Origin of the sequence: Endozoicomonas sp. SCSIO W0465, from assembly GCF_023716865.1 — a bacterium.
Lineage (GTDB): Bacteria > Pseudomonadota > Gammaproteobacteria > Pseudomonadales > Endozoicomonadaceae > Endozoicomonas.
Map to the genome: position 1 here is coordinate 2,053,779 of NZ_CP092417.1, position 20,745 is coordinate 2,074,523.

General features: G+C 52.9%; 19 protein-coding genes and 1 pseudogene. 18 read left to right on the forward strand and 2 right to left on the reverse strand.

Annotation, left to right across the window (positions count from 1 at the left end; translation table 11 throughout):
* Positions 1-90: 90 nt before the first annotated feature.
* Positions 91-1,386 (forward strand): FliI/YscN family ATPase, encoded by a 1,296-nt coding sequence (locus MJO57_RS08930; protein WP_252024653.1) that lies wholly within the window; start codon positions 91-93, stop codon positions 1,384-1,386.
* The gene (locus MJO57_RS08935) at positions 1,373-1,732 is read left to right on the forward strand and encodes a hypothetical protein (protein WP_252024655.1); all 360 of its coding nucleotides are present in this window, start codon (positions 1,373-1,375) and stop codon (positions 1,730-1,732) included. The genes MJO57_RS08930 and MJO57_RS08935 overlap by 14 nt, the downstream gene beginning before the upstream one ends.
* A 170-nt stretch (positions 1,733-1,902) precedes the next feature.
* Here the strand turns inward: MJO57_RS08935 and MJO57_RS08940 are convergent, their stop codons facing one another.
* Entirely contained in the window at positions 1,903-2,349 is a 447-nt protein-coding gene (locus MJO57_RS08940) for a hypothetical protein (protein ID WP_252024657.1), read from the reverse strand.
* Entirely contained in the window at positions 2,346-3,113 is a 768-nt protein-coding gene (gene flgA / locus MJO57_RS08945) for a flagellar basal body P-ring formation chaperone FlgA (RefSeq protein WP_252024659.1), read from the reverse strand. Before flgA ends, MJO57_RS08940 begins: the two co-directional genes overlap by 4 nt.
* Before the next feature lie 315 nt (positions 3,114-3,428).
* Here flgA and MJO57_RS08950 point away from each other — a divergent pair, with 315 nt between their 5' ends.
* From MJO57_RS08950 to fliD, 16 genes and pseudogenes are all read left to right on the forward strand, one after another.
* Positions 3,429-3,653, forward strand: a complete 225-nt coding sequence (locus MJO57_RS08950) for a hypothetical protein (RefSeq protein WP_252024661.1) — start codon at positions 3,429-3,431, stop codon at positions 3,651-3,653.
* A 51-nt stretch (positions 3,654-3,704) separates the two neighbouring features.
* Positions 3,705-4,139 carry a flagellar basal body rod protein FlgC gene (locus MJO57_RS08955; protein WP_252024663.1) on the forward strand — a complete coding sequence of 145 codons (435 nt, stop codon included), beginning with the start codon at positions 3,705-3,707 and terminating at the stop codon, positions 4,137-4,139.
* A 289-nt stretch (positions 4,140-4,428) separates the two neighbouring features.
* Positions 4,429-5,124, forward strand: a complete 696-nt coding sequence (locus MJO57_RS08960; protein WP_256493259.1) for a flagellar hook assembly protein FlgD — start codon at positions 4,429-4,431, stop codon at positions 5,122-5,124.
* Positions 5,125-5,156: 32 nt separating this feature from the next.
* Entirely contained in the window at positions 5,157-6,362 is a 1,206-nt protein-coding gene (locus MJO57_RS08965) for a flagellar hook protein FlgE (RefSeq protein WP_252024667.1), read from the forward strand.
* A gap of 31 nt (positions 6,363-6,393) precedes the next feature.
* A complete protein-coding gene (locus tag MJO57_RS08970; RefSeq protein ID WP_252024669.1) occupies positions 6,394-7,116 on the forward strand; it encodes a flagellar basal body rod C-terminal domain-containing protein in 723 nt (240 codons plus the stop codon).
* Positions 7,117-7,471: 355 nt separating this feature from the next.
* On the forward strand, positions 7,472-8,254 hold the full coding sequence (gene flgG / locus MJO57_RS08975) for a flagellar basal-body rod protein FlgG (RefSeq protein WP_252024671.1): 783 nt from the start codon (positions 7,472-7,474) through the stop codon (positions 8,252-8,254).
* 12 nt (positions 8,255-8,266) lie between these two features.
* Positions 8,267-8,971, forward strand: a complete 705-nt coding sequence (flgH, locus tag MJO57_RS08980; RefSeq protein WP_252024673.1) for a flagellar basal body L-ring protein FlgH — start codon at positions 8,267-8,269, stop codon at positions 8,969-8,971.
* Entirely contained in the window at positions 8,968-9,621 is a 654-nt protein-coding gene (locus MJO57_RS08985; protein WP_252024675.1) for a flagellar basal body P-ring protein FlgI, read from the forward strand. The genes flgH and MJO57_RS08985 overlap by 4 nt, the downstream gene beginning before the upstream one ends.
* Positions 9,539-10,249, forward strand: a complete 711-nt coding sequence (locus MJO57_RS08990) for a flagellar basal body P-ring protein FlgI (protein ID WP_252024677.1) — start codon at positions 9,539-9,541, stop codon at positions 10,247-10,249. The genes MJO57_RS08985 and MJO57_RS08990 overlap by 83 nt, the downstream gene beginning before the upstream one ends.
* 13 nt (positions 10,250-10,262) lie before the next feature.
* Positions 10,263-10,574, forward strand: coding sequence for a hypothetical protein (locus tag MJO57_RS08995; protein WP_252024679.1), 312 nt, complete (start codon positions 10,263-10,265; stop codon positions 10,572-10,574).
* Positions 10,571-12,262: a flagellar hook-associated protein FlgK gene (flgK, locus tag MJO57_RS09000; RefSeq protein WP_252024681.1), complete on the forward strand. Its 1,692-nt coding sequence runs from the start codon at positions 10,571-10,573 to the stop codon at positions 12,260-12,262. Before MJO57_RS08995 ends, flgK begins: the two co-directional genes overlap by 4 nt.
* 698 nt (positions 12,263-12,960) lie before the next feature.
* Positions 12,961-13,969: pseudogene (locus tag MJO57_RS33200) on the forward strand (reverse transcriptase domain-containing protein).
* An 81-nt stretch (positions 13,970-14,050) separates the two neighbouring features.
* The gene (locus MJO57_RS09015; protein ID WP_252017676.1) at positions 14,051-15,478 is read left to right on the forward strand and encodes an IS4 family transposase; all 1,428 of its coding nucleotides are present in this window, start codon (positions 14,051-14,053) and stop codon (positions 15,476-15,478) included.
* Positions 15,479-16,567: 1,089 nt separating this feature from the next.
* Entirely contained in the window at positions 16,568-17,494 is a 927-nt protein-coding gene (locus tag MJO57_RS09020) for a flagellin (RefSeq protein WP_252024687.1), read from the forward strand.
* Positions 17,495-17,503: 9 nt separating this feature from the next.
* Complete coding sequence (locus MJO57_RS09025) at positions 17,504-19,105, forward strand: flagellin (RefSeq protein WP_252024689.1); 1,602 nt, start codon at positions 17,504-17,506, stop codon at positions 19,103-19,105.
* 23 nt (positions 19,106-19,128) lie between these two features.
* Positions 19,129-20,481: a flagellar filament capping protein FliD gene (gene fliD / locus MJO57_RS09030; protein WP_252024691.1), complete on the forward strand. Its 1,353-nt coding sequence runs from the start codon at positions 19,129-19,131 to the stop codon at positions 20,479-20,481.
* The last annotated feature ends 264 nt before the right edge of the window (positions 20,482-20,745 follow it).

Here is a 20,745-nt window from a genome sequence, read left to right on the forward strand (position 1 = left end):
TTCCCTCCGGTTGCAATAACCGACAGTACCAGAACCGATCTCTGGAACAGGTTAATCCGACAATTGATGTCTGCCGGAGAACAGGTCACCATGCTCACACCTCAGCGATCGTCCGGTCAACTGATCAAGGCATCAGGGCTGATTATGGAGGTGGCGGGCTGCAGAATGCAGACCGGTCAACGTTGCCTGGTTCAGGGAAGCGATGGGCTTACGGTAGAAGCAGAAGTTGTTGGCTTTAACAGAAACACGCTGCTCCTGATGCCGATGGAATACCATGACGGATTATCCCCTGGTGCCAGAGTGACAGCCATGGGGGATAACTCATCCGTTTCTGTGGGTGACGCCTTGCTGGGACGGGTGATTGATGGCGCAGGCCGGCCACTGGATAGCAAGGCAAAGATTAAAGGCAGCACGACTATCCGTCTTCATAGCCATCCTATTAACCCACTGCAACGATGCCCGGTTTGTACACCATTAGACGTCGGTATACGTTCTGTTAATGGATTACTGACCATTGGCAGAGGTCAACGTATTGGTCTGTTTGCCGGGAGTGGCTCAGGCAAAAGTACCCTGCTCGGTATGATTGCCAGAAATACCAGTGCCGATATTGTGGTGCTGGCCATCATTGGTGAAAGGGGGCGGGAAGTTGGTGATTTTATCCGGCAGAATATCAATGACCATTGTCTTCAGCGCTCAGTGATTGTTGCCGCCCCTGCCGATCATTCACCGGTCATGCGGTTGCGAGCGGCGCTCGTGGCACACCGTATTGCGGAGTACTATCGGGATACCGGGCATCATACCCTGTTGTTAATGGACTCCCTGACCCGCTACGCCCAGGCACGGCGGGAAGTCGGTCTGGCTACGGGTGAACCACCTGCAGCCAGAGGATACCCACCTTCCGTTTTTAATATGATTGCCCGGTTAGTTGAGAGGGCCGGTAATGGCTATGAAGCAAGTGGCTCATTAACCGCTTGTTACACTGTTCTGACGGAGGGGGACCAAAATACCGATCCCATCGGTGAGTCCGCCCGGGCGATTCTGGACGGCCATCTGGTACTCAGCCATGAGTTGGCCATCTCCGGACACTATCCCGCCATTGACGTGGTAACCTCTGTTAGCCGGACCATGCCGCAATCAGTACCCGATGAACATCTCAAGATGTCGTTAACCTTCCGACGTCTATTAGAAAAAGCCCGGGAAGGGAATGAATTAAAATTACTGGGGGTCTATCAACCGGGTAATGACGAGGATATGGATATGGCCATGGCAGCAGAGTCGGGCATGCTTGGCTATTTGCAGCAAAGTATCGAAGAAAGAGAGACGCTGGAAGACAGTGTTCAGCAGCTAAAAGTGCTGATTTCGGGACTTCATCATGGCCATCAGTAAAAAGCTGGTTAAACGTTTAATCAATCTTGAATCACTGCAACATCAACAGCGACTGAGTGATATCAGTCGCCAGCTCAAAGTGTTGGAAAAACATAACCGATTAATCGAAACACTCGATGCTGCAGGCAGTTCAACAGTGGCTTATCCTACTCAAACCGGGTCACACTGTACCGGCATACAAGTCATCAACCGGGCGATGTTTCACTGGCAATTGTTGAATAGCTGGCAGCTGTGCATCCAGGCGCGTGCACAACAGATCGACTCAATTAGGGCTATTTCGCAAGAAACAACCGTGAAATTGCATCGACTTGAACGATTGCGCCAGCGGTACAAACAATATCAATAACCCCGGAGTCTGCAGAATTTTTTCATGCTTTTGACAGGCTCCGTTCATCCTGGCGAAGTCGAAGGATGGAGACATCTTACATCGACTCTGCTTGTGCGAACGGGGTTTGAAACATCAATTTTATTGAGCCAGGAAGGAACGTCAGTGGTTCCTGTTTTACAGTTTATGCTTTACAGTTTACACAATGTTTTACCACTGGACGGGTAGGTGACAGTGGCATTTTTACCGTAGGACAAGGGCGGTCCACGAAGCAACTCGATAAATGTATTGCAATAACTGGCGAGTCTTGCCAGTGCATGGCTATTGTGCTGTTGCAGCGCCTGGCAGGACCGGATTAATCGATCTATTTCAATCGCCTCAATAGTAACATCACTTGTTATTTCATCCTGACGAGAAGTGGTTAAGATGGGGTTCAACTGTCGGCAAATATCAACACATTCGCTTGATAATTGAACGACAGACTCAATATTCTTTCTGGCTATTTCCTGAGCCTGAAGACTCAACAGCCTCTCCAGATTGTGCAGTAACCGCTGAAGTTGTGAGCGCTCTTTTTGCTTTGTGCCATCATTTTGTGACTCCTTTTGTGACTCATCTTGTGACTTATCATCGAGCATCATGACCGCCTCTCACCCCCAACAGGACGTACCTCATCTTCATTGATTACCCGGCATTTGACCGGTCTGCCATTTTCTTTCTGAACCAGAATAATATCGCCCACATATCCGTTTTCCATTGCGACACCAGTGGTGGTTAATTCGATATTTTTTAATTGCACGGCAATAGTTACCTGTTGTCCGCGACGGATAGCACTGGCTTTTTTTACCATATCCGTGGTAATGACAGATCCAGCGCTGATTTTTCGGGTAGTGATGTATCCGGAAACATTATCCTGAAAAACATTGGGTTTCATGGCACTGAAAGGAACTTTTGATTTTTTCAGCCCCGGCGATTTTGTTGGCCCCGGCAGTCCTGTTCCCGACAACGCCTCACCCCGGCTGATATCCCTGTCGGCAAGCAGTACCGCTACATCAAAATCAACACCGATTGCCAGCCGTTGTTTCCAGCGTTGTTCCGGGGTGCCGTCATGTTCAGAACAACTGATCAGTAATGGCACCTTGCCGTTCTGGGCCATGGCAGAGAAGCGAATATCGAGTGCTACCGGACAGTATGGCAGTTGCTGCCAGCGCTCTTTATGCCGCAAAACCACCCGGGGATTACTGCCTTTAAAACGTTTGGCCAATGAGATCGAATGTTGGCAAAGCTGATCGAGGATCTCCCCTTGAACGCGCTGATCAGATGGCGGACTGGTCTGTGTGCATGTCACTGAATAGTCGTCAGCAATACACTCAATGTTGAGTAAGCCGAGTAACAGGGAAAGCACGAAGCAATCCCTGATTAAAAGCCTGATTAAGCGCCTTATTGATAGTTTTCTGCCGGGAATAAAATATTTTACTGATAAATACATTTTCTACGACAACGGACTATGCTTTATACACGACTTAATATAGACGAATAGATAGCACGTATGTTGATTTCATTTGAGTCTGCCATGGGTATACACCCGAGAGTAGCGCAACTCAGAAGTTCCCAGATTGCTATTCAGTCAGGCAATATTTTCAATATTGAAACACCGCAATACCGGACACTCGAAGCTAGCCTGAACTTCTACTCTTCGAAGTATGGTTTATCTCAGGATATGTCTGTCTCAGATAAACGACATATCACTCCGAATCGAACAACTGATGTTGAGTTGTCCATTGCCTTTAAAAATTCAGGGGATATTGCCTCGGAAAATGGCAACGATGTATCCCTGGCACTGGAGCAGGCAAGACTCGCACAGTCGATGGCCGGTTACCATATCAGCCTGTCGTTAATGCGGGAGCGGTTGAGCATGCTGGATAAGGTGATTAGCGGCCGTTAGTTCGGGGCCAGGCGTCATAACTGTTAATTTGATGAAGCGAGCAAGTACCCCATGAGTCTGCAACTGGTTCAGGCTATGTCTGGTTATGCCATGGTCGCCCAGGCAACCCGAATGACGATGGTGGCCGAGGCACTCTCTTACAGTGAGATACCAGCCGCTTCGGCGGCAGAGGTCTTGCAGCCCGGGCGAGTGCTGCTTCAGGCCAGAACCGTGGATGCGGGCTCCGCTGCCAGAGCGAATATTCCGGCGTTTACCGTTGAGGTAGCCAGTATCATCAACGATAAATCCCCGCCCCAGGTGCGTTATCAGCCGGGCCACCCCCTGGCCAACACAAGCGGTGAGGTGTTTTACCCGGATATCAGTACAGTGGAAGAGATGTCGACCATGATTTCAGCCGCCCGGTCTTTTGAAGCGGCGGTTTCGGTGTTTACCAGTGCCCGTCAAATGCAGGGTCAGGCACTGGAACTGATTAGTGTTCATAACTAGTACGTGGTTTCAATGAGTTTATTACTCGTTCCCACGCACAGAGGGTGTCGCAAAACCTTCCGGACACCTCGTTCCCACGCTCCGCGTGGGAATGCATACGGATCTGGCAGCATGAGAAAGAGCCACTGTCTGGTTGGGTTTTCGGGGGCTCCATGCGAGTATGGTATTTGTGGCGGGATCGGTATGCATTCCCACGCAGAGCATGGGAACGAGATGTCCAGAGTGTCCGCAGGGTTTTGCGACAACCTCGGGACCGTGGGAACAAGTCCTGTAACATTTGGTCATCACTATGATTTCATCCATTCAACATGAAACACCTGTCAACGGAGGCAATATTTCATCGTCGCCTTCTTCTGGTATTACCAGTGCCTTAAGCAAAAACTTCATGACGTTATTGATTACCCAGCTCAAAAACCAGAACCCACTGGAACCGATGGAAAGTGGTGAACTGCTGAATCAGCTGGCGGCCATGACATCTGTCTCAGAATTAAGGGATATCAACGTCGGTATCAGCCAGCTGAGCGATCAGTTCAATGCCGCCCATCTGTCCAATGCTACGGCACTGCTGGGGCAGGATGTCGCTATTGATGCCGGGCAATTTTCATTCAATGGGGATGGCAATAAATTATCCCTGTCGTTTCCTTCGCCCGGTGCCGGGCACGTGCTGCGCTTTTTGCTCACGGATCACAATGGCGTCGCGGTAAAAGAAGCCCATTACCAGGGGCGTCGCAATGAGCCACCGGGTACCCCGATCAGGAAAAAACTGGATCAACTGTTTGGCTCACTGCCCCATGGCCATTACTGGCTGAAAAGTATCATCGATGGTCGTGATGACAGTGAATCCGGTGTACTTCCTGTACAACTGATCAGTAAAGCCAACAGTATTGTTTTCAACAGCACTGATCAGACACCACAGATCAGGCTTGAGGCCATGGAGCCAGTCGCACTGTCCAGAATTCGTTCCGTGACCCGACCAGAAGGTTGATTGTTTTTGCCTAATCGCTGAGGTAAACGTCGATGTCAATCAGTATTACGGGCATGAATACAGCCCAGAGTCAGCTGGAGATAGCCAGCCAGAACCTGACTAATTCGGAAACCAATGGTTATAAGTCGTTCCGGGCGGTTCTTGGTGATGTCTATGCCCAGGCGGGAACTTCATCGGTGGATATGGCCGGGGTCAGGCTGCTGGCGACCCAGCAGCAGTTTGCCCAGGGACAGTTGACCCAATCGGGTAATGCTTATGATCTGGGTATTGATGGTAAAGGCTTTTTTATTCTCAGTAATAATGGTGAGCAGCTCTACAGCCGGGCAGGTATGTTTAATCAGGATCAGGAGTATTATCTGGTGAACCCCAGCGGTTATCGTCTCCGGGGCTATGGGGTAAACAGTGAGGGTACGGTTGATACCTCCAAACTGGTTGACTTGCAGATCAGTCAGGCCGATCGGCCGGGCCAGGCGACCACCAATGCCTCAGCGACCATTAACCTCGATGCCAGTGAACCGGTGATTAACCGTACAACGATTGCCCTTAACCCCTCCGACACGAATACCTTCAGCTGGTACGGAGCACTGAATATTTTCGATAGCCTGGGCGGACAACATACCCTGGGCACCTATTTCACCAAAACCGCAACCAGTCAGTGGCTGCTTGAATTTCAAGTGGATGGGCAGTCCCTCAAACAAACAGAAGAGATGACATTCAACAGCTCAGGCCTGTTGACGACACCTGCCGATGCACTGTTCTCACTGACACCACCAGCACTGACCTCAAGTGCCGTTTTCCAGCCCGTAGCCATGGACTTTTCCGGTATCACCCAGTTTGCCATTGACTCGTCATTTCGTCCCCTGGTGGTTGACGGGCAAATGGCGGGCAGTCTTAACCAGGTCAGTTTTGGCGAAAACGGCTTTCTACAGGGTAGCTACAGCAATGGTGAGCAATACGTTCTTGGACAGGTAGCACTGGCTACCTTTCCAAATGACAACGGGTTAGTGGTGCAAGGGAATAATACCTGGATGTCGTCTATGGTTTCCGGTACTCCGCTGTTCAGTACACCGGGCCTTAATGGTACGGGCGCTGTTAATGCGGGATTCGTTGAACAGTCCAATGTGGATCTGGCCACCGGGTTGTCGGATGTCATTCTTGCCCAGCGCAACTTTCAGGTAAGTGCCAAGGCATTCCAGGCAGAAGATGTCCTGACACAAACGCTGATCAATCTCACCTGACGGGAACCTGTCCATGTTTTCCGGAATGCAGATGACCACCGCCAGTGCCGAACGAATCTGGCAAAGCCTGTCGGTATTTGCCGGTAATTTATCCGGCCAGTCGGTACCCGGCTATCGCGGCGACTCGGTATTTGCCCAGAAACTGAAACAGACTGCCATGGCCGAACATCGGGTTCCCGCCTTTTCCCTTCAGGCTGCCACTAATTTTACCAGCGGCTTTCTGAAACCCACCGGACGCCAGCTGGATATAGCCATTGACGGTGCCGGATGGTTGGTGGTGGAAGATGCCAGGGGGCAGGCAGGGCTGACCCGCAACGGTTTACTCAGTCTGACCGCAACCGGTGAGGTGTTGACCGGCAATGGTGCCCGCGTCATGGGACAGGCGGGGCCGTTGACGATTCCTGCCTTCAGTCAGCTGACCATTGGCAATGACGGTTCTGTCAGTATCATCCCTGCTGGTGGTCAGGAGGTTGAAGAGGTAGGGCGTATCCGCTTTGCCAATCCTCCCGTGAAAAACCTGGTTCGGGGTCCTGATGGCCTGTTCAGGCTGGCGGATGGCAGGGCACCAGTACCGGATCAACAGGTTCAGATGGTCAGCGGGGCGCTTGAAGAGAGCAATGTTGACCTGATGACAGAGTACCTGAATGTAGTGGAATCTGGAAAAACCATGGATCTCCATGTCCGGATGTTATCGGCTTTTGATCAGATGGCAGGACGCGGTAATGAATTGTTGAACCTGTCCGCGAGGCGGTAGCGCCAGTACATGGTTTCAATGAGTTTGACGGGTTGACGTGCCTCCGCACTCCGTTCGTCCTGAGCCTGACGAAGGGCGGAAACTCCGGACTCTGATAGATCGTGCCAAGCACCCTTCGTCCGTGCATCCTGAGCCAAGCCGAAGGGCGCTCAGGGTGAACGGAGATTGTACACGTCAAACTCATTGAAACCATGTACCAGGAGGCCTCCTGGGCCTTGAGAAGAAGGGAACCACAAAGACACGAAGGCACAAAGGAAGCCTTTTCTTTGCAGAACGTAGCCCGGACAACTGAAAAAACGTTGTGTCTTCGTGCCTTTGTGGTTCAAGGCTTTATCAGTTAAGTAAGAGAGTCCCCATGAACAGTCTGTGGATAAACCAGGGCGGCCTGACCCTGCAGGATGCCAGAATGATGGCCGCTTCCCAGAACCTCAGCAATATCAGCACCTATGGCTATAAAAAAGAACGGGTGGTGGCTGCGGATCAGTTTTATACCACCCTGAAGCAGGCCGGAGCGATGGCCAACAGTGTGGATGAGCTACCCAGCGGCTTGCAGGTGGGTACTGGCGCCAGAATCACCGCCACCCAGAAAATATTCACCACTGGCAATATTCAGAATACCGGGAATGCGCTGGATATGGCTATTGTGGGCGATGGTTTCCTGCAGGTGCAATTAGCTTCCGGAGAGGCGGCTTATACTCGCAACGGACAGTTGCAGCTCAACGCCGACGGCTCTATCGTCACGACCACCGGCCAGCCGATAGAGCCGGTAATCGCCATCCCGATGGAAGCCCAGAACATCACTATCGGCCAGGATGGTACGGTATCCGTGGCCATGCCCGGTACCCCGGACCCCCAGGTGCTGGGACAGATTTCCCTGGTTAACTTCATTAATCCCATGGGGCTGCAGGCCATAGGCGATAACTTCTATGTGGAAACCGCTGCCAGCGGCACCCCCGTGGAGGGCATTCCCGGTACCGATGGCCTGGGCGAAATCCGCCAGTTTTCCCTGGAAGCCTCTAACGTGGATGTGGTGGAGGAGCTGGTCAATCTGATCATGATTCAGCGGGCTTATGAAATGCAGGCCAGGGCCATCGATGTGGCCAGTAATTCCCAGGAATATCTGGTGAAAAGCAGTTAACCGGACTGACCCATGAGTAAAACTGTCACCTTGACCACATTGACGTTTTACGGACTGGCTGCCGTGCTGGTGGTCGGGTTGCCGGGCTGTCAGGTGGTATTGCCACAGAACCAGCCCCTGACCGATTCCGGTGATGACAATGAACCATTGCTTACCCGTGCCCTGGAGGCTCCCCCGGCCCCGGCACCGGGCAGTCTTTATACCTATGCCAGCAGTATGCGCCTTTTTGATGATCTGAAAGCCTATCGCCCGGGGGATATTCTGACCGTTGTCCTGCAGGAGATGACCAGCTCCAGTAAAAAAGCCAATACCAGTCTGGGCAAAGATAGCGCTGCTAACATCGCGCCGCCCACGGTCTTCGGGAAAACTTACTCGAAACTGGACATGCAAATCAGCGGCAACCGAAGCTTTGACGGTAAAGGGTCCACTTCCCAGCAAAATCAGTTAACCGGCTCGGTGACCGTGGTCGTGCAAAAAGTGCTGCCCAGCGGCGCATTGGTGGTCAAGGGCAGTAAAATGCTCCGGCTTAATCAGGGGGACGAAGTCGTCTTTGTCAGTGGTGTGGTTCGTCCTGAAGACATTTCCCAGGATAACCAGGTCTCCTCGCTGCGTCTGGCCCAGGCAAAAATCAGTTATACCGGCCGGGGTGATCTGGCGGAAACCAACACCCAGGGCTGGTTCTCCCGTATTCTGAACAGCAGCTGGTTTCCATTTTGAGCAGGTCAGGGGGCTGTCCGGGAATGCACTGCGCCACTGGTGTGGTTGCCAATGGGGTGGGCGCCAACGGGTCTGAAAAAATCGGTTTTGTCTGGCAAATCCCGTTACGGTTGACCTTACAAAACCGGTTATTGATCCTCAATGTTCTGTCGTCCACGTTACAGGCGCTACGCTCGGACAGACTCCCGATCTGGTTGTTACTGGCGGCGTTGGTATTGCCTGCACCCACTCAGGCCGTCCGTTTGGTAGACCTGGTGGATATAGAAGGTGTACGCAAGAACCAGCTGATTGGCTATGGTCTGGTGGTTGGTTTGCAGGGTACCGGCGATCAGACCCGGCAAACCATTTTCACCAGTCAGTCCATGATCAATATGCTGCGCCAGTTTGGTATTCAGCTACCCCAGGGAAGTGATCCACGGATGAAAAATGTCGCGGCTGTGAGTGTCAGTGCCAACCTGCCCACCTTTGCCCGGGCGGGAACCACCCTCGATGTGGTCGTTTCCTCCATTGGTGACGCAAAAAGTCTCCGTGGTGGTGTGCTGCTGGCATCCCCGTTACGGGGTATTGATGGCCAGGTGTATGCCCCTGGCCCAGGGTTCAGTGATTGTCGGCGGCATTTCTGCCCAGGGTGCCACCGGGACACAGGTTAATATCAATACAACGACGGTCGGACGTATTCCCGGAGGTGCCACCATTGAGCAGTCGATCATTCCTCCAGAAGTCACACCGGGTGTGGTACGACTGAATCTCAGGGAACAGAATTACAGCCAAAGCCGCTTGCTGGTCAAGGCCATCAATGATCGCTTTGGCAGTGATATTGCCCGGGGAGTGGATGGCAGCCAGATTGAAGTCACGGTCCCCGGGGGGCGCAATAACCGGGTGACGTTTCTGTCCATGCTGGAGACTCTGGATGTCCCGCAGGGCGTCATGCCGGCCCGCGTAGTGATCAATTCCCGTACCGGAACCATCGTTATCGGGGCCGATGTGCGCATTCGGCCGGTGGCCGTGAGCAATGGTTCCACCACGGTGAAGGTTCTGGAACGTCCCAGCGTCATCCAGCCCAACCCGTTTACCCTTGGGTCCCCGCAAATCGAGGAGCAAAGCACCGTCGACATCACGCAAAAAACCGGTGGCATGTTTATTATCCCTGCCACCACCAGCCTGTCCGATATTGTTAATGTGGTGAACAGTGCCGGATTGACGCCCAATGAACTGATCTCAATTCTTCAGGCTATCCATGAAGCCGGGGCCATGGAGGGAGAGTTGGTCATCATGTAACCGGAGATTGTCCATGCTTATCACGCCACTCACTGCTCCCTCACTGATCCCTGATGTGGGAGACAGCAGGCCGGTCAACGGCAGCAACAGTAATGCCGAAACCTCATCCAGCGACGTTATGCGGGTGTTGCTGGGGGAAGTGACCCGTCATATCCAGAAAAACTCAGGGCTTTTCACGGGCTCAGGGCTGTTATCGGGCTCAGGGCAGTTCTCAAGCAAGGAGAACGGCACAGCATCGCTGTTTCACAACGAACTGGCCGGGGCGTTGCTGGCCCAGTGCCTGGCAGAGCGGCTGGCAGAAAAACTGTCCGGTGACCCATCATGACCGTCAACCATATCGGGCTGAGCGGGGTGAATGCAGCGGATATTCTGTTAAATAATACCGCCCATAACATCGCCAATGCCGAAACCCCCTGGTTCAGTCGACGCCTGCCCGTATTGATTGCCCAACAGAGCCACTGGAGCGGTTTACAGAACCAGCTGGGTGGCGTCAGGGTACTCTATCTGATGCGGGTCTCGAATGACTATCTTAATGACCAGGTGTTTCGCGCCAGTGCCAGCCAGGCAATGGCAGACAGCTTCTCAATACCCATGGTTCAGCTGGATCAATTGCTCGGCGGGGATGATACCGGGTTAACCAATGTGCTCAATGGCTTTATCGGTAACCTGCAACGGCTGGAAACGCGCCCGGAGTCGCTGCCCCTCAGACAGCAATGGCTGGGCAGTGCCGGACAACTGGTGGACCGGTTTAATACCCTGGGCCAGCAGCTGCAGGTTATCTCGCAACAACAGACCAGTCAGATCAGCAATGTCATTACCGAGGCCAATCGACTGGGTGCCGCCATTGCCGAGCTGAATAAACAGATCATCGAACTGTCCGGCCTGCAAGTCAGTAACACCAATACCGGGACCAATACCAATAATCAAAGCAGCAATAGCAACTGTGCCGACCTTATGGACCAGCGGGACGACCTGATTAATCAGCTGTCGGCCCAGGTATCGGTGGAGGTTTATCGCAACAGCAATAACACTGTCAACCTGGTGATTCCCTCCAGCCAGGGGGATATTCCTCTGATCATGGGCCAGCAGTATTTTGATCTCAGCATCAACCCGAAAGCTACCGACCCGATGATACCCGGTGTCATGGTCAATACCCCCGGCGTCTCTGTGCCGGTAACACCACAGCAGGGCCAGTTGGCCGGGTTGCAAACGCTCCAGCGGGATGGGCTGATGCCGGTGATCAATCAGCTGGGGCTGATGGCGGTGGTGCTGGCCTCGGAAGTGAACTCACAGCTGGAGCTGGGTGTTGACCCGGCCGGTAATCAAGGCACGCCGCTGTTTCAGGAGGTCAACTCGACATCGGCCATGCAGCAGCGGGTCCTGCCGGAAACGGTTGCCGGGACCGAGGCATTGACCGTTGCAATCAGTGATCTTGCACAGCTGATCCCAACAGAATACCAACTGGTTTTCACTGCTGCTGATCAATGTCGGGTAACCCGACTGTCAGACGGACAATCATTCAGCGGTGACCTGACGGCAGAAACACCTTTTGCCATTGATGGCCTGACCATTCACCTGACCGGAACACCAGCCATTAATGATCAGTTCCTGCTGACCCCCTGGCGTAATGAAGCCACACAACTGAGTATTGTCCTTGACGCCCCGGATCAGCTGGCGTTGGCGGCACAGGGCTCAGGCCCCGGCGACAACCGGAATCTGCTGGCACTGCTGGACTGTTTGAACGGTGACTCTACCAATTGTCCCGACCTACTGCAGGCTAATATATTGCTTCAGTCGTCTGTTGCCAACCAGACGGCTGCCGCTACACGACAACAGAAAACCAGCCAGAGTTTATTTGAGGCGGCTGTTGCCGAAAGGGAGAATCTCAGTGGGGTCAATCTGGATGAAGAAGCGGCTAATCTGCTGCGCTTCCAGCAGTTCTACCAGGCCAATGCCCGGCTGTTACGAACCAGCCAGATGATTATTGATGAATTGCTGGCCGCCTATCGGTGAGACCGATGCGCCTACCTTCAGCCACCCCTCGTTCCCACGCTCCGGAGGGGAGCGAAAACCCTCCGGACACCTCGTTCCCACGCTCCGCGTGGGAATGCATAGTGCGCTGGGATAAGCGGCGTATATCTTGCGGGTGAAAGTCCCGTTGCGGAAGGAGAACCAGCTCCACCGTATAGCGAGTCTTGCGTTGCTGAAGGTAACGAAAGTGATGAAGCGTAGACAGCGAAATATCCGAGCCGAAACCAAATGGTGAACGTGACAGCTCCGAAATACCACTTGTTGTGGGTGCCGATGCTCTTATGCAGGCAGCAGGCCCAAGAGTGCTGTGTAAGGTCAATCTGGGAATCCGAACAGCACTACCCTCCGGAGTCGCAGGCGTCGGCGAGTTTATAGAGATATACGACTGAACCCAGGAGATCCATAGGGCTCTCAAAGGATTGAGTATGTTAAGTACAAGTGCAAAACACGAGGCTTTACAGATGGCTCTATGGAAGTCGGAGTCAGTCATAGTAGTGATGAAGCGGGTAACGACCGTGGAGCGAAGGGCTGGCAGATAGATCGAGCGTGAGAGAGAAACAATGACCGTACTCAGCAACGACGGACAATCATGGTTAACGAAACTTGAGCGCATAGGTGAGAAATCGGCATACGACAGACAAATGGTGTTCAATAACCTTGGTCACCTGCTAAATGTTGACATGCTGAAGGAGCAATTCCATCGGTTGAACGGGAATAAAGCCGTAGGTATTGACCGTGAGACAAAGGAGACTTACGGCGTAAAACTGGATGAAAATCTGAAACACCTTCTCCAGCGCATTCGCCGTGGGACTTACAGGCCAAAACCCGCGAGGGTCACTGAAATCCCGAAAGAGGATGGGAGCAAACGGCCACTGGTCATATCCTGCTTTGAAGACAAACTGGTGCAACTTGCAGCCAGTCAAATCCTTGGCAAGATATACGAACCGCTGTTTCTACCGTGCTCATACGGATTCAGGCCCGGCTTGAGTTGTCACGATGCTTTGAGGACTTTGCTGCAGTCCAGTTCCCGAATTCGGGATGGTGCTGTGGTAGAAATTGATATCTGCAAGTACTTCAACAGAATTCCTCACAGGGAGCTGATGAAGATTTTGCGAATGAAGATATCAGACCAGCGTTTTCTCAGGCTGATAGAAGTCCTGATTACAGCACCTGTGATGGAACAAGCAAGTATCCGACAATCGGGAAGGATGTCCGCAAGGGGCTATCCTGTCGCCAGTGCTGGCCAATATCTATCTGCACTACGTGATAGATGAATGGTTTGCCGAGGTAAGCCGTTCTCACATCAAAGGGCGGGCGGAAATGGTGAGGTACGCTGACGATATGGTATTCCTTTTTGGGGATGCCAGTGAAGCAGAGCGCTTTTATAAAGTGTTGCCAAAACGGTTAGAGAAGTTTGGTCTGGAGTTGCATAGAGAGAAATCGCAGATAATTCCTGCAGGATGGATTGCAGCTCAGAGGGCCAATCAATCAGGTAAGCGTCTTTCGACGTTTAACTTCCTGGGGTTCACCTGTTACTGGGGTAAGATGCGAAAAGGTGGTTGGCGACTGAAGTTCACCAGCCGTAAAGATCGTTTTGCATCGAAGCTCAAAGGGTTAAGGGAGTTCCTCTGGAAGCGCCTGAGTTCTGACCGTGTGCAAACGCTGAAGAGAGCGATTCGGGGGATGTAACTATTCAGCACTGAGCAAAGGCCTGTCTCTTGATCACAAATAGCTACCTTGTTCTATCATTTCTCACTGATAAAACAGGTCATGCTTCCACTTTCTCCTAAACCATGGTCAGAACTAACTTTTGGATGTGCTGATTTGGGTGATACTCGACGTACAAAACGACTTGTCAAAGTTGCTGCCGAGCTTTCAGCTCATACCGGTAATTCTTTGTCATCTTCATGCGAAGGTTATACCGCACTGGTAACTGGAGCTTACCGGCTGATTGAGAATGAGGCCGTAAAGCCTGAAGCAATAGCTGAGGCAGGCTTTCAGGCAACTGCCAAAATAGCGAGACAGTCTCGCCTACTTCTGGCTCTCGAAGATACAACAACCCTGGGTTATAAACATGCTGTCAGATCCGAGCTTGGTGATCTTGGAGGTCCTGAAGGCTCTAAAACCAGAGGATTCCACGTCCACTCTGTCTTCTTGGTTGATGCGGATACAGAGCGAAGCATTGGGCTTATTGATCAAGAACGATGGGTTAGAGAGGACGTTCAGCGGGGGAAAAAGAACCAACGTCGTCAGCTACCTTACGAGGGAAAGGAAAGCTTTAAGTGGCAAAGAGCCTCTGAAAACACAGAACAAAGGATGGGGGGTAAAATGCCTGACATCATCAGTGTTTGCGACCGGGAGGCGGATATATACGAATATATGCACTACAAACTGGATAACCGACAGCGGTTTGTTGTAAGAGCTACACAAAACAGAATCCTGGTGGATGGCGAACTCTTATTATTTGATTCCTTAGCTCAGACTGAAGTGTTGGGGAAATATACGATAGTGGTTCCTCAAAAAGGAGGTAGAAAGAAGCGAAAGGCAACGCTGCAGGTCAAAAGAAAGAAGATGACAATACAGGCGCCGCAAAGGCCAGGCGGCAGGCCGGAACCGGTAACTATGAATATTGTGTCGGCTGAAGAGATTGGCAATGACTCCGAAGACCGTTTGCACTGGGTACTATTGACAACTGAAGATATTGAAACATTCGAAGACTGTCGCTCTATCATTCGATTTTACGAGCTCCGATGGCGAATAGAAGAGTTCCATAAGGCTTGGAAATCGGGAGCAGGAGTAGAAAGGCTTCGTCTGCAATCTCCGGATAACATTGAACGACTTGCGGTCATATTAATGTTTGTCGCTGTCAGACTAATGCAAATCCGTGAAGCATTAATGTTACCGAATGACAGGCAGCACAAAGACAGAAAGCTTTGGAGTGAAAAAACACTCGCGAATGAGGTGGTCAGTGATGATGAATGGCAGGTTCTCTGGCTAACCTATGAAAAAAAAGCGTTGCCCGATAAGCCGCCAACAGTCACTTGGCTGCTTCAAACGATTGCTCGGCTTGGTGGTTGGGGTGATTCAAAGCATACAGGGCAGCCCGGCTGGTTAGTGGTATGGGAAGGCTGGGCGAAATTGCAGGATCGGGTAAAAACCTGGCAGATAGCCCGGCAGTTCAGCGCTGGAGAGATGTGATCAAGAGTCAGATTTATGTGGGGGTGCTGAACAGTTACCGGGGGATCAAGGGATGGATCAACTATCATGGGATCACAGACAATCAAGGACGGGTCAGGCAGTTCATTCTGCAAGGCAAACGAACGATCCACAGATGGCTTAATCGTCAGGGAGGAAAAGGATACTTGAGCTGGGGAAAGCTGGTGAAAATTCTTAAAGTGTTGGCGTATCCAGAGAGCTGGAAAACGGTGTCAATGTTCCGGTCTCACCGAACATGTGTGGGGACACGGGTCTATCGGGAGCCGGATGCGGTAATTCCGCAAGTCCGGTTCTGAGGAGGGGCTTGCCCGGGTGACCGGGCAGGTCTACTCACCCCGGATCTGGCAGCATGAGAAAGAGCCACTGCCTGGTAGGGTTTTCGGGGGCTCCATGCGAGTAGGTTATGTGTGGCGGGATCGGTATGCATTCCCACGGGGGACCGTGGGAACGAGGCCATCGGGTTGACTGCCCCGGGAGAACACACCTCGTTCCCACGCTCCGCGTGGGAATGCATACCGGATCTGGCAGCATGAGAAAGAGCCACTGCCTGGTAGGGTTTTCGGGGGCTCCATGCGAGTAGGGTATGTGTGGCGGGATCGGTATGCATTCCCACGGGGGACCGTGGGAACGAGTCCAGACACCACTTGTTCCCACGCTCTGGAGGGGAGCGAAAACCCTCCGGACACCTCGTTCCCACGCTCCGCGTGGGAATGCATACCGGATCTGGCAGCATGAGAAAGAGCCACTACCTGTTAGGGTTTTCGGGGGCTCCATACGAGTAGGGTATGTGTGGCGGGATCGGTATGCATTCCCACGGGGGACCGTGGGAACGAGTCCAGACACCACTTGTTCCCACGCTCCGGAGGGGAGCGAAAACCCTCCGGACACCTCGTTCCCACGCTCCGCGTGGGAATGCATACCGGATCTGGCAGCATGCGAAAAGAGCCACTGCCTGGTAGGGTTTTCGGGGGCTCCATGCGAGTAGGGTATGTGTGGCGGGATCGGTATGCATTCCCACGGGGGACCGTGGGAACGAGGCCATCGGGTTGACTGCCCCGGGAGAACATCAACATGCGGGTAAGTACAGCACAACAGCAGGCCATGATTTTGCAGGATGTGCAGAACATCAGTCAGCGCCAGCTGGAAGGCTGGAACCAGGTCGCTACCGGCAAACAGATTACCCAACCGGCACAGGCACCGGGCAACTGGACGCAACTGCAGAGTGTCAACAGGGAGATCAGCCAGACGAACCACTATCTGAATACCATTACTGCCCTGACGTCCCAGTTGCAACTGGAAGATACCCTGTTGCAGAGTTACACCGGCTATCTGCAGGATATCCGCTCACTGGTGCTGCAGGCCAACAACCCCGCGCTGGCTGCGGTGGACCTCGCTACCCTCGGGCAGGAGGTGATGCAGTGGCGCAACGCCATAATCGGGCTGTTAAACACCCGTGATGCCGAAGGTTATTACCTGTTTGCCGGTTCCCAGACCAGCACGCCGCCGGTGACGGTCACTACCGCCAGTGATGGCAGTGAATCGTTTGTTTTTAATACCAATAACGACATTCGGCAAATAACAGTTGCCTCTGATATAACAATGTCGTCTACGGACAGTGCGGATGCTTTGTGCTTTACTGTGAACGACGGTGAATCAGGTTTTAATGCAATCCTCATGCTGAGTCAGATAGAGCAGACACTTCAGGCTCCACCCACCAACCTGTCAACGCTGATTGCCGGTTACCTGGAACAGCTTGACCAGGCACAAAATCAGGCTGACAGCGTTCATGCCGCGCTGGGAACCCGGATGAAAGCACTGGAAGGCATTCGCAGTGATCATCAAGAGGCCGGGTTGTACTTTCAGGAACAGGTGGCTCAGTTGGACGATCTGGATTACGCCAACGCGATCAGCAATCTGACCCGGCAGAAAGTACAGTATGAGGCCGCCCTCAAAGGGCTTTCTGAGGTAGAGAATCTGTCGTTGTTTAAATATCTCTAGGAGCGTTTTATGGCCATCACTATCAACACCAATATTCCATCACTGCAAGCCCAGATGAGCCTGGAGCGGGCTCAAAACGGTCTTGATACGGCGATGCAAAGGCTCTCGACCGGTTATCGCATCAACAGTGCCGCTGATGACGCTGCCGGCTTACAAATCAGCAACCGGATGACCTCCCAGATCAACGGCCTGACGGTGGCGGCACGCAACGCCAACGACGGCATTTCCATCGCCCAGACCGCCGAAGGCGCCATGAGTGAAACCACCTCGCTGCTTCAGCGCATGCGGGATCTGGCAGTGCAGTCCGCCAGCGACAGTAATAGTCCCGAAGACCGGCTTTCGCTTAATGAAGAGGTGGTGCAGCTGGTTGCCGAGCTGAATCGTATAGCCCAGACCACCACGTTTGCCGGGCAAAGCCTGCTGAACGGAACCTTCGTGACCAAAAATATTCAGGTGGGTGCCTATGCCAATGAAGTAATCCCCGTTTCAGTTAACAGCGCTATTGGCAGCGATCTGGGGCTGGTAGGCACTGAGCTGACCTTCACTGGTTTCTCCCTTGGCGTACCGGCTGCTGCAGATGCAGGGGTTGCTGCACAAAACCTGACTGTCGGCGTTAATGGCAAGGAGACAATCGTACCTATTCTGGCCGGGGCCAGCGCCAGCGATATTGTTACTGCCGTATCAGAAGATGTACCCGAACTTTCCGGTCTGTCAAAAACAACAGCGGTTGTCGATTTTACCGACACTAAAGTTGAAGCAGGGGACACCATCAGCCTGACGGTAAACGACACGACAGTGACTTCGGTTAACACTGCAGCAGAGATTGCAGACGCAGTGACTAGTCTCGCCACACAATTGCAGGCGAACAATATCGAAGCCACCGCCTCAGGCTCCAGTATTACCGTGACTGATCCCAGTGGGGCCAACATGGTGCTTACTGTATTTGCTGGTGCCCCACCGGCAGATGGGGAGCAAGGATTCTTAGCGGTTGCATCGTCTACATCTTCTCCATCTACGGCTGGCACAGCCTCTGAAACACCGTCCTCGACCCCAACCGCCAAAAGTGGGTGCAATTTTACAGTAGCTGCAACGGTAATGACTCAACAATACGACGGCACTACACCGGTACCCGGTGACCCTGTCACCATGACGGTGAACACCCCGCTGACAGCAACCGGCGCCATTCAGTGGATCGGGATAGACTCCTCCGCTTCGTACACCCTCAACAGTACTGGCAACCTGATAACGCCAGCATCCAGTACGCCTGTTTCCGCACAACAGGGAAGCGCTGTGGATATGTCCGTTGATACGCTGGATATTAGTACCTACAACGGAGCCCAGCAGGGCATCCAGATTATTGACGAGGCTATCGCTAATATTGATGCCAACCGGGCCACACTGGGTGCCGTTCAGAACCGCTTCCAGCACACCATATACAACCTGCAGAATGTCCGGGAGAATATGATGGCCTCCCGCAGCCGGATTGAAGATACCGACTACGCCTCGGAAATGGCCCAACTGACCCGTGAGCAAGTGCTGAAACAGGCCAGCATCTCCAGCCTGAACCGGGCCAACATTATGCAGCAGGATGTCCTGACACTATTGAACTAATGGTTGAACTAATGGTTCATTGAATGAACACTGTAGCGCCGCTCCAGGGCAGTTTTGATATCGGCACGGTGGTGGATGCCGTTGTCAATGCTGAAATGAGTCCCTCGGAAAATGCCCTGAAACGGCGGGAAGATCAGCTGTCCCGGGAGCAGGATTTGATGGTATCGGTCTATCAGGCCGTCAATAATCTGCAGCACTCCGCCCGGGCACTGGTTCAGGAAGCCAGCCTTAACAGCAGCAATGGTAACGGTAACGGCAATGGACACACGCTTGGCCGCTGGGTTGCGGTTTCCAGTGAGTCCGACCGGGTTGGCGTCAGCGTCAGAGGTCGCCCTGATCCCGGCAGTTATCAGCTGTCGGTCCACCAGCTGGCCTCACCGCAAATTCTGGTCAGCCCGCCGTTTGCCAGAGACACTACCCTGAAAGAAGCCGGTACGCTGGATATGGCGCTGAATGGTGGTCGCTGGAAGGTTAATATTGTTGCCAACAGTACCCTGGCAACCCTCGCCCGATCCATTCAGCTGAGCACCCAGGGGAAAATCCGGGCAACGGTCATTAATGGCAAAGAGGGGCAACAGCTGCTGCTGACCGGCGCAGAAAAAGGGGCGGACCTGCGTATGGCGCTCAATGGCACCGGCAGCGGAGCCTGGCTGGCAGAGGTTATGTCAGAGCAGGTGGCTCCGTCTGATGCATTGATTACTATCAACGGTGTCACCCTCTATTTGCCCGGCAACGTCAACCAGCAGGCCATTAACGGGCTCAGCCTGACCCTGAAGCAGGCCGATCCTGACCGGCAGTTATACATTGAGGTCAGCCAGGATGTTGAGGCACTGGTCAGTGCCATGTCAGCTTTTATCAATAACTGCAATAGCCTGTTGCAAACCAGTGATCCCAGGGACAGCAAAGGTCTGCAGATCGATGCCGGATCACCCGCCTCCCTCAGGGGAATCTCCGGCCAGTTACGAAAACTGGTCAACGCCACGCCCACAGATGCCGGATTAAGCCATTCAGAGCAGATCACCAGTTTGCTGGATCTTGGGGTCAGTACTGAGCGCAACGGTTTATGGTCGCTGGATGAAACCTGGTTTCGCCATCAGCTCACTGCCATGCCCTACCAGGTGCTGCAGTTTCTGTCGGACCGGGAAAAGCCGGTGCTGGCGCTGGCCCAGAAAATGGACACCCTGTTGTCTGGCAATGGCCCGTTACTATCGAGAATCAGTTATCTGTCCCATGACTTGCAGCGGCTGGCTTCAGACCAGTATGCACTGGAGAGAAAACGACAATTGCTCCACCAGCGCACCAATCAACAGTTTTTAACCATGGAGCAAACGGTACAGCGTATGAACCGGAACCGGACCTATGTTGACACTATGTAACCTTTGCGATTTGACGTTCATTACAGGCAACAAGACTAAGGAATTGTCCCTGAATTATTTCCCTGTTTCCGTTCACCCTGAGCTTGTCGAAGGGTGGTGCCAGCGGCTTCGACAAGCTTGTATGTTTAACCTGTCTCTGATTACTTGTATAAGTACAGAGACGGGGTGAGGGGCATCGACTGCTTACTGCCTTCAGGACAGACTGACTGAGAAGTCCCCACCCACAAGCATGAGCGACGATTAGGAGCGTTACTGCCCTGCAGC

Excerpts from the sequence above, each read along its gene's own strand:
- MJO57_RS08930 (WP_252024653.1), top strand. The coding sequence starts at position 91 with ATGCTCACACCTCAGCGATCGTCCGGTCAACTGATCAAGGCATCAGGG.
- MJO57_RS08935 (WP_252024655.1), top strand. The coding sequence starts at position 1,373 with ATGGCCATCAGTAAAAAGCTGGTTAAACGTTTAATCAATCTTGAATCA.
- MJO57_RS08940 (WP_252024657.1), bottom strand. The coding sequence starts at position 2,349 with ATGATGCTCGATGATAAGTCACAAGATGAGTCACAAAAGGAGTCACAA.
- MJO57_RS08950 (WP_252024661.1), top strand. The coding sequence starts at position 3,429 with ATGTCTGTCTCAGATAAACGACATATCACTCCGAATCGAACAACTGAT.
- MJO57_RS08955 (WP_252024663.1), top strand. The coding sequence starts at position 3,705 with ATGAGTCTGCAACTGGTTCAGGCTATGTCTGGTTATGCCATGGTCGCC.
- MJO57_RS08960 (WP_256493259.1), top strand. The coding sequence starts at position 4,429 with ATGATTTCATCCATTCAACATGAAACACCTGTCAACGGAGGCAATATT.
- MJO57_RS08965 (WP_252024667.1), top strand. The coding sequence starts at position 5,157 with ATGTCAATCAGTATTACGGGCATGAATACAGCCCAGAGTCAGCTGGAG.
- MJO57_RS08970 (WP_252024669.1), top strand. The coding sequence starts at position 6,394 with ATGACCACCGCCAGTGCCGAACGAATCTGGCAAAGCCTGTCGGTATTT.
- flgG (WP_252024671.1), top strand. The coding sequence starts at position 7,472 with ATGAACAGTCTGTGGATAAACCAGGGCGGCCTGACCCTGCAGGATGCC.
- flgH (WP_252024673.1), top strand. The coding sequence starts at position 8,267 with ATGAGTAAAACTGTCACCTTGACCACATTGACGTTTTACGGACTGGCT.
- MJO57_RS08990 (WP_252024677.1), top strand. The coding sequence starts at position 9,539 with ATGGCCAGGTGTATGCCCCTGGCCCAGGGTTCAGTGATTGTCGGCGGC.
- MJO57_RS08995 (WP_252024679.1), top strand. The coding sequence starts at position 10,263 with ATGCTTATCACGCCACTCACTGCTCCCTCACTGATCCCTGATGTGGGA.
- flgK (WP_252024681.1), top strand. The coding sequence starts at position 10,571 with ATGACCGTCAACCATATCGGGCTGAGCGGGGTGAATGCAGCGGATATT.
- MJO57_RS09015 (WP_252017676.1), top strand. The coding sequence starts at position 14,051 with ATGCTTCCACTTTCTCCTAAACCATGGTCAGAACTAACTTTTGGATGT.
- MJO57_RS09020 (WP_252024687.1), top strand. The coding sequence starts at position 16,568 with ATGCGGGTAAGTACAGCACAACAGCAGGCCATGATTTTGCAGGATGTG.
- MJO57_RS09025 (WP_252024689.1), top strand. The coding sequence starts at position 17,504 with ATGGCCATCACTATCAACACCAATATTCCATCACTGCAAGCCCAGATG.
- fliD (WP_252024691.1), top strand. The coding sequence starts at position 19,129 with ATGAACACTGTAGCGCCGCTCCAGGGCAGTTTTGATATCGGCACGGTG.